Source organism: Comamonas koreensis (genome assembly GCF_014076495.1).
Classification (GTDB): Bacteria; Pseudomonadota; Gammaproteobacteria; order Burkholderiales; family Burkholderiaceae_C; genus Comamonas; species Comamonas squillarum.
The window spans coordinates 1,259,666-1,272,855 of sequence record NZ_CP043575.1 but is presented as its reverse complement, the minus strand read 5'-3'; the positions used below and the strand labels follow the sequence as shown (position 1 = coordinate 1,272,855).

The 13,190-nt window shown below is 64.8% G+C and carries 11 protein-coding genes; 5 read left to right on the top strand and 6 right to left on the bottom strand.

The features are described 5' to 3' along the window. The first annotated feature begins 42 nt into the window (after positions 1–42). On the top strand, positions 43–726 hold the full coding sequence (locus tag F0Q04_RS05735) for a glutathione S-transferase family protein (protein WP_182344884.1): 684 nt from the start codon (positions 43–45) through the stop codon (positions 724–726). Between the two features lie 76 nt (positions 727–802). Here the strand turns inward: F0Q04_RS05735 and F0Q04_RS05730 are convergent, their stop codons facing one another. Both F0Q04_RS05730 and F0Q04_RS05725 read right to left on the bottom strand, forming a co-directional pair. Then, positions 803–1,849 (bottom strand): hypothetical protein, encoded by a 1,047-nt coding sequence (locus tag F0Q04_RS05730; RefSeq protein WP_182344883.1) that lies wholly within the window; start codon positions 1,847–1,849, stop codon positions 803–805. 127 nt (positions 1,850–1,976) lie between these two features. After that, the gene (locus tag F0Q04_RS05725) at positions 1,977–2,918 is read right to left on the bottom strand and encodes a LysR family transcriptional regulator (RefSeq protein WP_182344882.1); all 942 of its coding nucleotides are present in this window, start codon (positions 2,916–2,918) and stop codon (positions 1,977–1,979) included. A gap of 102 nt (positions 2,919–3,020) precedes the next feature. Between F0Q04_RS05725 and uraD the strand changes: the two genes are divergently transcribed. Beyond that, positions 3,021–3,566, top strand: a complete 546-nt coding sequence (gene uraD / locus F0Q04_RS05720) for a 2-oxo-4-hydroxy-4-carboxy-5-ureidoimidazoline decarboxylase (protein ID WP_165841209.1) — start codon at positions 3,021–3,023, stop codon at positions 3,564–3,566. Positions 3,567–3,585: 19 nt separating this feature from the next. Next, a complete protein-coding gene (locus F0Q04_RS05715; protein WP_182344881.1) occupies positions 3,586–4,563 on the top strand; it encodes a Bug family tripartite tricarboxylate transporter substrate binding protein in 978 nt (325 codons plus the stop codon). Positions 4,564–4,654: 91 nt separating this feature from the next. Here F0Q04_RS05715 and F0Q04_RS05710 read toward each other — a convergent pair whose 3' ends face one another. After that, positions 4,655–5,542 (bottom strand): amino acid ABC transporter substrate-binding protein, encoded by an 888-nt coding sequence (locus tag F0Q04_RS05710; protein WP_182345558.1) that lies wholly within the window; start codon positions 5,540–5,542, stop codon positions 4,655–4,657. A gap of 163 nt (positions 5,543–5,705) precedes the next feature. Between F0Q04_RS05710 and F0Q04_RS05705 the strand changes: the two genes are divergently transcribed. Both F0Q04_RS05705 and F0Q04_RS05700 read left to right on the top strand, forming a co-directional pair. Further along, entirely contained in the window at positions 5,706–6,572 is an 867-nt protein-coding gene (locus F0Q04_RS05705) for a MurR/RpiR family transcriptional regulator (RefSeq protein ID WP_116926644.1), read from the top strand. Positions 6,573–6,581: 9 nt separating this feature from the next. Beyond that, positions 6,582–7,853: a multifunctional CCA addition/repair protein gene (locus tag F0Q04_RS05700; protein WP_182344880.1), complete on the top strand. Its 1,272-nt coding sequence runs from the start codon at positions 6,582–6,584 to the stop codon at positions 7,851–7,853. A gap of 32 nt (positions 7,854–7,885) precedes the next feature. On the opposite strand, the gene F0Q04_RS05695 is transcribed toward F0Q04_RS05700, so the two are convergent. Genes F0Q04_RS05695 through F0Q04_RS05685 form a run of 3 tightly spaced genes read right to left on the bottom strand, consistent with a single transcriptional unit; the run spans position 7,886 to position 12,761 of the window. Continuing rightward, on the bottom strand, positions 7,886–9,514 hold the full coding sequence (locus F0Q04_RS05695) for a SpoVR family protein (protein ID WP_182344879.1): 1,629 nt from the start codon (positions 9,512–9,514) through the stop codon (positions 7,886–7,888). Beyond that, positions 9,511–10,782, bottom strand: coding sequence for a YeaH/YhbH family protein (locus tag F0Q04_RS05690; RefSeq protein ID WP_182344878.1), 1,272 nt, complete (start codon positions 10,780–10,782; stop codon positions 9,511–9,513). The genes F0Q04_RS05695 and F0Q04_RS05690 overlap by 4 nt, the downstream gene beginning before the upstream one ends. Before the next feature lie 56 nt (positions 10,783–10,838). Beyond that, positions 10,839–12,761, bottom strand: a complete 1,923-nt coding sequence (locus F0Q04_RS05685) for a PrkA family serine protein kinase (protein WP_116926648.1) — start codon at positions 12,759–12,761, stop codon at positions 10,839–10,841. Between the last annotated feature and the right edge of the window lie 429 nt (positions 12,762–13,190).

Here is a 13,190-nt window from a genome sequence, read left to right as displayed (position 1 = left end):
TATTAATGGCCCGATACCTTCATTCATCAATCGGTTGAGATCATGCTGCAGCTTTATATCGGCAACAAAAATTATTCCTCCTGGTCCATGCGCGCCTGGGTGCTGCTGCGCCAGGCGGGCATTCCTTTTGAAGAGAAGTTTGTCCGCTTCGACGGTTTTGACAGCCAGTCCGAGTTCAAACGCACGATGACCGCCATCAGCCCCACCGGCACGGTGCCGCTGCTGCGCGATGGCGACATCAGCGTTTGGGACAGCCTGGCGATTGCCGAATATGCAGCGGAGCAATTCCCTGACAAGCAGCTGTGGCCCAAGGACAAGGCAGCCCGCGCCAGCGCCCGCAGCATCTGCGCCGAGATGCATGGCGGCTTCACCGCCCTGCGCAGTGCCTGCCCGATGAACATCGAGGCCGACCTGGCCGAGGTGGGCCGCATCGTCTGGCGCGACAACGCCGCTGTGCGCAAGAATGTCGAGCGCCTGTGCAGCATGTGGAGCCACCTGCTGGCCCAGCATGGCGGCCCCATGCTGTTTGACCAATTCAGCATTGCCGATGCCTACTACGCGCCGGTGTGCTCGCGCCTCAAGACCTACCAGCTGCCCATCCCCGGCGAGATTGCCGCCTATATCGAGCGCGTGCACCAGTTGCCCGGCGTCAAGGCCTGGATCGATGCGGCGCTGGCCGAGCAGGACTTTGTCGCAGTGGACGAGCCCTACCGCGCAGAGCGTTAAGCGCTAAGCTTCGTCGACCTGTCCGCAGCTTCGGGCACCTTGGTGTGCCAGAGCACGGGCATCTGCCGCCTCGCAATCAGAGCGCTTGCGGCCGGTACACCCGCGCATCCAGCGGCGCATCGATGCTGATCAGGTAGACAAAGCGCTCGTCCTCGGGCAGCAGGCCCTGGATCGCTTCAAACAGCTCGGCATGCGCCAGGTTCTGGCGCAGCAGCGCTTCGACCTGGGGCGCATCCGCCGTCCAGGCGCTGCGCCGCAGTGCGCGCTCTGCGACCTCTTCTGCGCCGAGGAGCGCATGCACATAGACCAGCTCATGCGCCATCGCCTGCCACTGCGCGGCAGACACCTGCCCGCTGCGCAGCACATGGTCCTGCAGGGCGTCTTCGGTGGCCGTCTGCTGGCTCTGCCTTTGCGCATCGTAGGCGGCCTGCCATTGCGGCTCGGTCAAGGTCGGCAGGGCACTTCCCAAGGCGGCGGCATCCTGCAAAGCCATGCGCTTCCAGGCCTCCAGGCTGGGCATGGGCTGCGACAGCTGAAAGTCCATCATCTCCGCGTACATGCGCGCATTGAGCTGGCGCAGATTCCTGGGCGTGGCCGCCACCACCGCAGACTGCAAGGGCCGCGCCTCCAGCCACTGGGCCAGGTCCTGCATGGCCGTATCGCGTGGAAATTGGCGGTACTGCACATGGCTGGGGTAGTGCTCGGCATGGAACACCGGGTTGGTGCCCGCGCCCAGCGCTGCACCATTGTCATAAAAACGGACCACATCTGCGGAGAAGTAGCGGTCCGCCAGCTCCAGCACCAGGGCCAGACTGCCGTTTTGCGAATGCGTGCCCGCCCAGATCTTGACACCGGGCATTTCGTCAATCGTGTAGCGCCCGGCCGATGCATAGCCCAGCGCCTTGAACTCCTGCATCACCCGGCGCACCTGCGGGTCGCTGAACTGCAGCTTGTCCAACTGCATCGTGATGCGAGCCACCACGCCTTGCTGCGCACTACCCAGCGCCTGCACATGCCCAAGCATGCGCGAAAAATACCAGCGAATGCCGAACTTGAGCAGCACAAACAGACCGACAAACGTCAATGCGATGGTCACCAACACCACGCCCATGGTTGTCCACATAAATCCCTCCCTCTTTGTATTATTTCGAATCAGCCCATCGGGCCAACCGAGCAGCATAGCGAGGAAGTGTGGCTGACGCAAAGCGCTGGGAAGCTGTGGGCGGCCGCTACGCAGCCTTCGCCCGACGTCAGGCCAAGCCTGGAATTGGCTGGCGGGCCCGGTCCAGGCTGGCCTGCAGAGCCTGGCTCAGCTGCTGGGCCACCAGCTTGACCACCGGGCCTGGCGGGCGCGTGGCATCGACGGCCACGCTGATGCTCTGGGGCTCGGCGCCCTGGTCGCGGATGGGGATGAACACCAGCGTACCGGCCGCCAGCTCAGGGGCCACATCGAGCTGCGAGGTAAAGATCAGGCGCTGCCCGCCCAGCGCCAGCTGTTTGACCAGCTGCAGCGAATTGCTCTCGACAAAGCCGCGCGCATCCTTAAACAGCCAGCTGAACTGCGCCTCCAGCAGGCGGCGGATGGTGATGGCGCGGCTTTGCAGTGCGATCGGATAGGCGGTCGCCTCCTGGAAACTGACGCTCTTGCGACCGGCCAGCGCATGGCCCGGCGCCACAACGCAGCCCAGCGGCAGCTGGGCTTGCCACAGCACCAGCAGCTCACGGCGCGGCGCCAGGTTGAAGATGGCGGCCAGGTCGGCCTTGCCGGTCATCAGCGCCGTCTCGGCATCGTCGGGGGTGCTCAGCTCTACCGACAGGCTGACCAAGGGGTGCTGGGCATTGAGTGCCTCGATCAGCGCGGGCAACACGCCGGTGGCATGGCTGTCCATCGCGACCAGCGACACATGGCCCTGGTGGATGCCCTGGATGCGCCGCACCTCGGCCACCATGCGGGTCTCATCCTGGCGCCAACGCCGGGCCATCGTGATCAGCGCATCGCCCGAGGCCGTCAGCCGCATGCCCCTGGGCATGCGCTCGAACAGCGGCACGCCCAGCTCTTCTTCCAGCGCCAGAATCTGGCGGTTGATCGCCGATGCGGCCACATGCAGCTCGCGCGCGGCTTTCTGGATCGAGCCCGAGCGGGCCACCTGGTCGGCATAGCGCAAAGCGGTAGGGACAAGCGAATGGCGCATCGGGTGGGACCTCCGGAATGCGGCGATTGTACTAATTTTTCGTATGCAGCATTGCCAAACCTATGATGGACGGCAATGGTCTGCAGGCCTAGCATGGCCTGCATGACGCCTGCCCAACGCCTCGACCACCTCAACCATTGCAGCCCTGACGACTTCTGCGCGGCCCTGGCCGACATCTGGGAGCATGCGCCCTGGGTGGCGGCGCAGACCGTGGCGCTGCGCCCCTTTGCCAGCGCCGATGCCCTGCACAGCGCCATGCTGGCCGTAGTCGCCGGGCTTGATGAACCGGCGCGCATCCGTTTTTACGCCGGCCACCCGGAGCTGGGTGGCGCGCTGGCCCGGCAGGGGGCGATGAATGCCGCATCCACCGACGAGCAGGCCAGCCTGGGCCTGGGCCAGCTGCAGGCGGCCGAGGCCCAGCGCTGGGATGACCTCAACCGCGCCTACCGCGAACGCTTTGGCTTTCCCTTCATTCTCTGCATCCGCCAGCACAGCCTGGCATCGGCCTTGCTTGTGTTCGAGCAGCGCCTGGGCCACACGCGGCAGAAGGAGCTGCGACTGGCGCTGAACGAGATTGCCGCCATCAGCCGCCTGCGGCTGGCGCGCTACCTGCAGGCCAGCGATCCCGCCCCGGCCCCCAGCCATTGATTTTTCAGGAGTGTTCATCATGCATCGTCGTCACTGCTTTTTCAGCCTGGCCGCCGCGCTGGGTCTCCTGGCCTTCAGTGCCCAGGCGCAGACCGCCAGCTACCCCAACCACCCGGTCAAAGTGATGGTGGCCCTGCCCGCGGGGGGCGGTGTGGACATGATTGCGCGCCTGGTGGGCCAGCAGCTGCAGGCCAGCACCGGCCAGCCGTTCATCGTCGACAACCGCGCCGGCGCCTCCGGCCGCATTGGCCTGCCGGTGGTCGCCAAGGCCAGCCCCGATGGCTACACCTTGATGGCCTCGCCCGCGTCCTTTTTGACCACCAACAAAAGCATCTTCAAGGACCTGCCCTATGACCCGCAGGCCGACTTTGCGCCCATCACCAAGCTCGCCAACCAGGCCATGGTGCTGGTGGTCAAGGACCGCAAGAAATTCCCCAACGCCGCGGCCGTGCTGGCCGCCGCCAAGGCCCAGCCGACCCTCGTGACCTATGCCAGCTCGGGCGAAGGCAGTCCCCAGCACCTGGCAGCGTTGATGTTCGAGACCCGGGGCCATCTGCAGATGACGCATGTGCCCTACAAAGGCGGTGCCCTCGCCATCAACGACATGCTGGGCGGCAATGTGGACCTGCTGTTTGCGCCGCTGCCCGAGGCCCTGCCCCACCTCAAGTCCGGCAAGCTCAGCGCGCTGGCGCTGATGAGCGACAAGCGCTCACCCTTGATTGCCGAGGTGCCGACCATGGCCGAGGCCGGTATCCCCGACATGGTGATGCAGACCTGGATCGGCCTGCTGGCCCCGGCGCGCACACCGCGCCCCATCGTCGATGCGCTCAACCGCCAGGTGCAGGCCATCTTGCTGCGCGACGACATCCGGCAGCAGCTGCAGGACGTGGGCATGGAAGTGGCGCCCACCACGCCGGAGCAGTTCCAGCAAACCATTGCGCAGGAGATCAGCCTGCATGCGCAGCTGGTCAAGGCCGCCGGCCTGGTGCCGCAATAAAGCAAAGACCAGGGGCTGGCCCCTGGTCCTGGTCACTTTGCGGCGTGGCTGCCTGGCTGCCGGTGTTCAGCGGGCTGTGCGCAATCGGCGCTCAGATCCCTTTGGACGAGGGGTTGGCAAAGGCATCGCGCGTTTCCGCGTTCAGCGGGTAGTTGATATTGATGCCCTTGGGCGCAATCGGTGACATGAACCAGCGCTGGTAGAGCTTTTCCATCTCGCCCGATTGCATCAGGCCCGAGACGGTCTCGTCCACCAGCTGCTTGAAGGCCGGGTCGTCATTGCGCAGCATCAGCGCCTGGTTCTCGGTGCGCAGGCTCTCGCCAACGATCTCGTAGTTCTGCGGGTCACGCGCGTTGGCGATCTGGCCGGCCAGCAGGATGTCGTCCAGTACAAAGGCGGCGGCCTTGTCGCCCTGCACCAGCAGGAAGGACTCGGTGTGGTCCTTGCCCGGCACATTAGTGACGTCGAGCTTGCTGGCCCGGTCGGCCTGGCGCAGCAGGCGGAACGAGGTGGTGCCGGTGGTGGTGGCGACCGACTTGCCCTGCAGATCGGCAATGCCCTTGATGCCCGAGCTCTTCTTGACCAGCATGCGCACGTTGTAGCGGAAGATGTCCGGCGAGAAGGCCACCTGCTTTTGGCGCTCCACCAGGTTGGTGGTCGAGCCGCATTCCAGATCGACGGTGCCGTTTTGCACCAGCGGAATGCGGTTGGCCGAGGTGACCGCCTGGTAGTTCACCTTCAGCTCCGGCAACTGCAGCTTGGCTTTGATCGCGTCCAGAATATGCGCGCAGATATCGATGCTGTAGCCGATCGGCTTGAGGTTGGCGTCCAGGTAGGAGAAGCCGAACGAGGCCTCGCGGTAACCCAGCGTGATGGCGCCCGAGCTCTTGATCTTGTCCAGCGTGCTGCTGCTTTGCGCCATCGCGCCCGCAGAGGCACACACCAGGGCAGCCAGAGCCACCGCACGCTTCACACCCATTTTTCCTTGCATATCCATGATCCTCTGGCACCCCGTCGGTACCGGCCAATGCCTTGCGGCGTTTTAGAACTTTTGCTCCTTTTTTATTTTTTTCGGATCATATGATCCATGCCGCACAATGGCTACCCGTGATTTCCCTCAATCTGAAGAAAGACCCGCCGCCATGGGCGTAATCGACCAATTGCGAGACCGCTTTGCCTCCCTGAGCCCGTCGCTGCAGCAAGTGGCGCGCTATGTGCTCGACCACCCCAATGAGGTGGTGACGCAATCGATGCGCAGCGTGGGCCAGCATGCCCAGGTGCCCCCCACCACCTTGGTGCGCTTTGCCCAGACCTGTGGTTTTGAGGGCTGGAACCCGTTCAAGCAGGCGCTGACCGCCGACATGGGCCTGACCGGAGAAGTGGCCAACGCATACGGCGAGCGCGCCCGCAGCCTGCTGGGCCGCGCGCAGGACCAGCAGCTCACCGCCGAGATGTTTGCGATGCAGCGCAGCAACCTGGACCTGACCGAGCAGCACAGCGCAGCGCGCCTGACCGCCGCCGCCCAGCTGCTGGAGACGGCCGACCAGGTGCATGTGATGGGCATGCGCGCCTGCTTTCCGGTGGCCTTCTCGCTGGTCTATGTCTATCGTTTGTTCCGCCGCTCGGTGCACCTGCTCGAAGGCATGGGCGGCGTGCGCGAGATGCAGCTGCGCGCCATCGATGCGGGCGATGCACTGGTCGCCATCAGCTTTGCCCCCTACTCGCAGGAAACCGTGCATGCGGTGGAGCTGGCCCGCGCGCGCGGCTGCAAGGTGCTGGCCTTGACCGACAGCCTGGCCTCGCCCCTGTCGCTGGCGGCCGATGAAACCCTGCTGTTTGCCGTCAACAGCCCGTCCTTCTTCCCCTCGGTCACCGCCGCCCAGGCACTGTCCGAGTCGCTGCTGGAAGTGCTGGTCAGCCGCGCTGGCCCGCAGGCGGTGGCCCGCATCGAGTCGGCCGAAGGCGAACTGCACGACAGCGGCATCTATGTGCAGCCGGTACGCAAGTAAACTCGCACGATGAAAACTTACATGGTCGGCGGCGCAGTGCGGGACCGCCTCTTGGGTTTGCCGGTGAATGACCACGACTGGGTGGTGGTGGGTGCCACGCCCGAGGCCATGCTGGCCCAGGGCTTTGTGCCGGTCGGCAAGGATTTCCCGGTGTTTCTGCACCCGCGCACGCATGAGGAATATGCGCTGGCCCGCACCGAGCGCAAGTCCGGCCGGGGCTACCGGGGTTTCAGCATCGCCACCTCGCCCGATGTGACGCTGGAGCAGGACTTGGCCCGGCGTGACCTGACCATCAATGCCATGGCCGCGCCAGTGAACTGGAATGGCAGCGACCCGGTGACCGACCCCTATGGCGGCCAGGCCGATCTGCAGGCCCGGGTGCTGCGCCATGTGACCGACGCCTTCCGCGAAGACCCGGTGCGCATCCTGCGCCTGGCGCGCTTTGCGGCGCGCTTCCAGGATTTTTCCGTCGCGCCGGAAACGGTTGCGCTGATGCGCCAGATGGTCGCCGATGGCGAGGTCGATGCGCTGGTGCCCGAGCGCGTCTGGCAGGAACTGGCACGCGGCCTGATGGAGGCCCGGCCCTCACGCATGTTCGAGGTGCTGCGCGACTGCGGCGCCCTCGCCCGCCTGCTGCCCGAGCTGGACCGCCTCTGGGGCGTGCCCCAGCGCGCCGACTACCACCCCGAGGTGGATACCGGCATCCACGTGATGATGGTGCTGGACCGCGCCGCCGAGCTGGACGCCGCGCTGCCCGTGCGCTGGGCCTGCCTGGCGCATGACCTGGGCAAGGGCACGACCCCGGCCGATGTGCTGCCCCGCCATATCGGCCATGAGGAGCGCAGTGTGGAGCTGGCCCGCAAGCTGCAGCAGCGCCTGCGCGTGCCCAGCGACTGCGCCGAGCTGGCGTTGGTGGTGGCCGCCGAACACGGCAATATCCACCGCAGCCCGGGCATTGCGCCCGCTGCCGTCGTGCGCCTGCTCGAGCGCTGCGACGCCTTTCGCAAACCCGAACGCTTTGGCCAGGCGCTGCTGGCCTGCCAGTGCGATGCGCAGGGGCGGCTGGGCCTGCAAGACAAGCCCTACCCGCAACGCGCGCAGCTGCTGCGCCTACTGGCCGCCGCGCAGGCCGTCAGCACCAAGGAGGTGGCAGAACGCGCCGCCCGCAGCGGCCGCCAAGGTGCCGAGATTGGCGCGATGGTGCATGATGCGCGCTGCCAGGCGGTGGCACAGATGGTGGCAGCCGACGCCGCCGCAGGCCCTGCTACCGGGCAGCCTTGAGCAGCTGCGGCGCCGGGTCAGGCACCGCCAAGTCAAGCTGGCGGCGCCGCCACCGAATGCAGCAACACCGGCACCGTGCCATCGCCGTTCACACTTTCGAGCTGCACGCCAAAGCCCCAGAGGCGCGCGGCGTGCTTGAGCACCTCCTGCACATCGTCGGACAGCGGGCGGCCCTGGTACTGGGTGTGGCGCAAGGTCAGGCAGCGGTCGCCGCGCAGGTTCACGTTCCAGACCTGGATATTGGGCTCGCGCGCGCCCAGGTCGTACTGCTGTGACAGGGTCTGGCGCAGGTTGCGGTAACCGTCTTCGTTGTGGATGGCGCTGACCAGCAGCTCGCGCTCGCTGGCGTCGTCATGGATGGAGAACAGGCGCATGTCGCGCATCAGCTTGGGGCTCAGGTACTGGCCGATAAAGCTCTCGTCCTTGTAGTTCTGCATCGCATGGTGCAGCGCCGGCAGCCAGGGCGTGCCGGCCAGATCGGGAAACCAGCGCCGGTCTTCGTCAGTGGGGTGCTCGCAGATGCGCTGGATGTCGCGGTACATCGCAAAGCCCAGTGCATAGGGGTTGATGCCGCTGTAGGCACGGTGGCCGGCGGGCGGCTGGTAGATGACATTGGTATGCGATGACAGCCATTCAATCATTACCCCGTCGGTGAGCCAGCCCTCGTCGTACAAGGTGTTGAGCAGGGTGTAGTGCCAGAAGGTGGCCCAGCCCTCGTTCATCACCTGGGTCTGGCGCTGCGGGTAGAAGTACTGGGCAATCTTGCGCACAATGCGCACCACCTCGCGCTGCCAGGGCTCCAGCAGCGGCGCGTTCTTCTCGATGAAGTACAGCAGGTTCTCTTCGGGCTCCTTGGGAAAGCGCTCATGGTGCTGGGCCGGACTGTTCTTGTCGGGGCGCGCCGGCAGGGTGCGCCACAGCTCGTTGACCTGCTGCTGGGCATAGGCCTCGCGCTGCTCGCGCTCGGCGCGCTCGCGCGCCAGCGTCTTCTTGGACGGGCGGCGGTATCGGTCCACCCCCAGGTTGGCCAGCGCGTGGCAGGAATCGAGCCACTGCTCCACGGTATCGATACCGTGCTTCTCTTCGCACTGGGAGATGAAGTCGCGGGCATAGACCAGGTAATCGATGATGCTGCCCGCATCGGTCCACATGCCAAACAGGTAATTGCCTTTGAAAAAGCTGTTGTGCCCGTAGGCCGCATGGGCAATCACCAGCGCCTGCATCGCGGTGGTGTTCTCCTCCATCAGGTAGCTGATGCAGGGGTTGGAGTTGATGACGATCTCGTAGGCCAGGCCCATGTGGCCGCGGCGGTAGCGGCGCTCGGTGGCCAGAAACTCCTTGCCATAGCTCCAGTGCCGGTAGCCCACGGGCATGCCGACGCTGGCATAGGCGTCCATCATCTGCTCGGCCGATATCACCTCGAGCTGGTTGGGGTAGGTGTCCAGTCCGTAGCGCTCGGCCGTCGCGGCAATGGCGGCGTGGTAGCGCTCGATCAGCTCGAAGGTCCAGTCGCTGGGGTCGGGCAAGGGCTGGTTCGGGCGCTGGCCAGCAGGCCGGGGCGTGGCGGGCACGTCGCGCTGGGAACGGTCACCGGAGAAGGGCACTTTCCAATGCGGAGAGCCTTTGCGCCGTGCCAGCACGGGGTATTGCGACGGGTTCATACCGGTACCCCCTCCTTCTTGAACAGATCGCGGAACACCGGGTAGATATCCCCGGGCACGGCCACCTTGCGCATCGCGAAATGCGAGAACAGCGGCAACAGCTGGCTGTATTCCTGCCAGAGGCTTTGCTCGTCCGGTGCCACCTGCACATAGGCAAAGTAGCGCGCCAGCGGCAGGATCTTGTCAGCGAGCAGGCTGCGGCAGTTGCCGCCGTCGTCGCCAAAGTTGTCGCCATCGCTCGCCTGGGCCACGTAGATGTTCCAGTCGGCTGCCGGGTAGCGTGCGCGGATGACCTGGTCGAGCAGCACCAGCGCGCTGCTCACCACGGTGCCACCGCTTTCGGTGGAATGGAAGAACTCATCCTCGCCCACCTCGGCCGCCTGGGTGTGGTGGCGGATGAAGACGATCTCGATCTTCTCGTAGTGGCGCGTGAGAAACAGGTACAGCAGGATGAAAAAGCGCTTGGCCAGGTCCTTGCGCGACTGGTCCATCGAGCCCGAGACATCCATCACGCAGAACATCACCGCCTGGCTGCTGGGCTCGGGCACCTTGGTGCGGCTGCGAAAGCGCAGGTCCAGCGGATCGAGAAAGGCCACCTTGCCCATGCGCGCCTGCAGCACGGCGATGCGCTGCTGCAGCTCGGCCACTGCTTCGCTGGTGCCGTCATCCTGCGCCATGAGCTCTGCCAGCGCGTCTTCCAGCGCCTTGAGCTCACGGTGCGGCGCCTTGGTCAGCGCAATGCGCCGGCCCAGCGCGCCGCGCATGGTGCGCAGCACGGCCAGATTGTGTGGCGTGCCGTCGTGGCTGTAACCGGCGCGGCGCGTCTTGTACTGCAAGGTGCTGGCGATGTGGGTGCGCAACAGGCGCGGCAGCGCCAGGTCTTCAAAGAACAGCTCCATGAACTCTTCCTTGGTCAACGTGAAGGTGAAGTCGTCCTCACCCTCGCCGCTGTCACTGGCCTGCGAGCCTCCGCCCCCGCCCGAACCACCCTGGGGCCGCGCAATGCGGTCGCCCCGCACATGCTCGGTATTGCCCGGGTGTACGGTGTCGCGCACGCCCCCTTGCCCATGGTGGAAGACGGGCTCCTGGATGTCCTTGCGCGGAATGGTGATGTTCTCGGCCTGCTCGATGTGGCGGATATCGCGCTTGGCCACCGCGCGGCGCACCGCCTCGGCAATCTGCGTCTTGTAGCGGCGCACAAAGCGCTCGCGGTTGCCCACCGACTTGTTCTTGCCGGCGAGCCTGCGGTCGATGATTTGCAATGCCATCTATGCCCCCATCCATGACCCGGCGCGTTCGGTGCCGGCGCGCCGTTATCTTTGCTTCAGCTGCTCTTGCGCACACGCAGGTACCACTCGCACAGCAGGCGCACCTGCTTGGGCGTGTAGCCCTTGGCCTCCATGCGGGTGACAAAGTCCTCGTGCTTGCGTGCATCCTCGGCACTGGCCTTGGCGTTGAAGCTGATGACGGGCAGCAGCTCTTCGGTGTTGGAGAACATCTTCTTCTCGATCACCAGGCGCAGCTTCTCGTAGCTGGTCCAGCTGGGGTTCTTGCCCTGGTTGTTGGCACGCGCACGCAGCACGAAGTTGACGATCTCGTTGCGGAAGTCTTTCGCATTGGCAATGCCGGCGGGCTTTTCTACCTTCTCCAGCTCGGCATTGAGCGCATTGCGGTCGAACACCTCGCCGGTGTCGGTGTCGCGGTACTCGCTGTCCTGGATCCAGTAGTCGGCGTAGGTCACGTAGCGGTCAAAGATGTTCTGGCCGTACTCGCTGTAGCTCTCCAGATACGCGGTCTGGATTTCCTTGCCGATGAACTCGGCGTAGTGCGGCGACAGGTATTCCTTGATGTAGCCGGTGTACTTGGTCTCCAGCTCGGCGGGGAACTGCTCGCGCTCGATCTGCTGCTCCAGCACATACATCAGGTGCACTGGGTTGGCCGCCACCTCGGTGCTGTCGTAGTTGAACACCTTGGACAGGATCTTGAAGGCAAAGCGGGTGGAGATGCCCGACATGCCCTCGTCCACGCCGGCATAGTCGCGGTACTCCTGGTAGCTTTTGGCGCGCGGGTCGGTGTCTTTCAAGCTCTCGCCGTCGTAGACCTGCATCTTGCTGAAGATGCTGGAGTTCTCGGGCTCCTTGAGCCGTGTGAGCACGGCAAACTGCGCCATCATCTTGAGCGTGCCGGGCGCGCAGACCGCGCTGGCGAGCGACGATTCCCGGATCAGCTTTTCGTAGATGCGTACCTCCTCCGAGACCCGCAGGCAGTATGGCACCTTGACGATGTAGACCCGGTCCAAAAATGCCTCGTTGTTGCGGTTGTTGCGGAAGGCCTTCCACTCGCTCTCGTTGCTGTGGGCCAGCACGATGCCATCAAAGGGGATGGCGCCAAAGCCTTCGGTGCCCTTGTAATTGCCCTCCTGCGTTGCGGTCAGCAACGGGTGCAGCACCTTGATGGGCGCCTTGAACATTTCGACAAACTCCAGCAGGCCCTGGTTGGCCAGGCACAGGCCGCCCGAGTAGCTGTAGGCGTCGGTATCGTCCTGGGCATAGTTCTCCAGCTTGCGGATGTCGACCTTGCCCACCAGGCTCGAGATGTCCTGGTTGTTCTCATCGCCCGGCTCGGTCTTGGCCACGCCCACCTGGCGCGAGATGCTGGGGTAGCGCTTGACAACGCGGAACTGGCGGATATCGCCCCCGTATTCATCGAGGCGCTTGACAGCCCAGGGCGAGAGCACATGGTTGAGGCAGCGGCGCGGAATACCGAACTGCTCCTCGAGCACCGGGCCGTCTTCGATGGGGTCGAACAGCGCCAGCGGTGACTCGTTCACCGGCGAGCCCTTGAGCGCGTAGAACGGCACCTTCTGCATCAGGTACTTCAGGCGCTCGGCGATGGAGCTCTTGCCGCCCCCGACGGGGCCAAGCAGGTAGAGGATCTGCTTGCGCTCTTCCAGGCCCTGGGCGGCATGGCGGAAGAAGCTCACCACCTGCTCGATGGAGTCTTCCATGCCATAGAACTCGGCAAACGCCGGGTAGCGGCGGATCATCTTGTTGGCAAACAGACGCGAGAGGTGCGGATCGTTGCGCGTGTCGATCATCTCGGGCTCGCCAATCGCGGCCAGCATGCGGTGTGCCGCTCCCTCGTAGACCATCGGGTCGCGCTGGCACAAAGCAAGAAACTCGTCGAGCGACATTTCCTCTTCGCGCAGGCGCACGTAGCGAGCGGCAGAGTTGCTGATCACATCCATACGACCTCCGTGGCGGCACTCAAGGGGCAGACCGTGCCGCAAACTTGTTAGGACCCCTCTGCAAAACTCCCTGCCATGGCGCAAATGCGGCCATACCATTTGGCGAGGGTTTTGCAGAGCCTCCCTAGGCAACCGTTATCGTGACTTGGTTTTAGCACCTTAGCGGCGCTTTGACCAGATCACATGTCCTACACACGGATGACCACAATGCAGGCAATATTTCTGTTTACCGCGCCAGCCGCCGCGCTGGCCTCGGAAACACGCCCCTCCCCCTCGAAGGGCGGTGCGCCAACGCGTGCCGCACACCGGCGCAGCACCTGACTTGGGTGGCGCAAGACGGCAACACGCCTTGACTTCATCGTCATAAAAACGACACAGCAGCGTCACGCCTCTGCCACGGTCGCCGCCGATACTCCGTGCGCACCACAG

Excerpts from the sequence above, each read along its gene's own strand:
- F0Q04_RS05695 (WP_182344879.1), bottom strand. The coding sequence starts at position 9,514 with ATGAACCCGTCGCAATACCCCGTGCTGGCACGGCGCAAAGGCTCTCCG.
- F0Q04_RS05690 (WP_182344878.1), bottom strand. The coding sequence starts at position 10,782 with ATGGCATTGCAAATCATCGACCGCAGGCTCGCCGGCAAGAACAAGTCG.
- F0Q04_RS05725 (WP_182344882.1), bottom strand. The coding sequence starts at position 2,918 with ATGCGCCATTCGCTTGTCCCTACCGCTTTGCGCTATGCCGACCAGGTG.
- F0Q04_RS05700 (WP_182344880.1), top strand. The coding sequence starts at position 6,582 with ATGAAAACTTACATGGTCGGCGGCGCAGTGCGGGACCGCCTCTTGGGT.
- F0Q04_RS05735 (WP_182344884.1), top strand. The coding sequence starts at position 43 with ATGCTGCAGCTTTATATCGGCAACAAAAATTATTCCTCCTGGTCCATG.
- uraD (WP_165841209.1), top strand. The coding sequence starts at position 3,021 with ATGACGCCTGCCCAACGCCTCGACCACCTCAACCATTGCAGCCCTGAC.
- F0Q04_RS05705 (WP_116926644.1), top strand. The coding sequence starts at position 5,706 with ATGGGCGTAATCGACCAATTGCGAGACCGCTTTGCCTCCCTGAGCCCG.
- F0Q04_RS05685 (WP_116926648.1), bottom strand. The coding sequence starts at position 12,761 with ATGGATGTGATCAGCAACTCTGCCGCTCGCTACGTGCGCCTGCGCGAA.
- F0Q04_RS05730 (WP_182344883.1), bottom strand. The coding sequence starts at position 1,849 with ATGTGGACAACCATGGGCGTGGTGTTGGTGACCATCGCATTGACGTTT.
- F0Q04_RS05715 (WP_182344881.1), top strand. The coding sequence starts at position 3,586 with ATGCATCGTCGTCACTGCTTTTTCAGCCTGGCCGCCGCGCTGGGTCTC.
- F0Q04_RS05710 (WP_182345558.1), bottom strand. The coding sequence starts at position 5,542 with ATGGGTGTGAAGCGTGCGGTGGCTCTGGCTGCCCTGGTGTGTGCCTCT.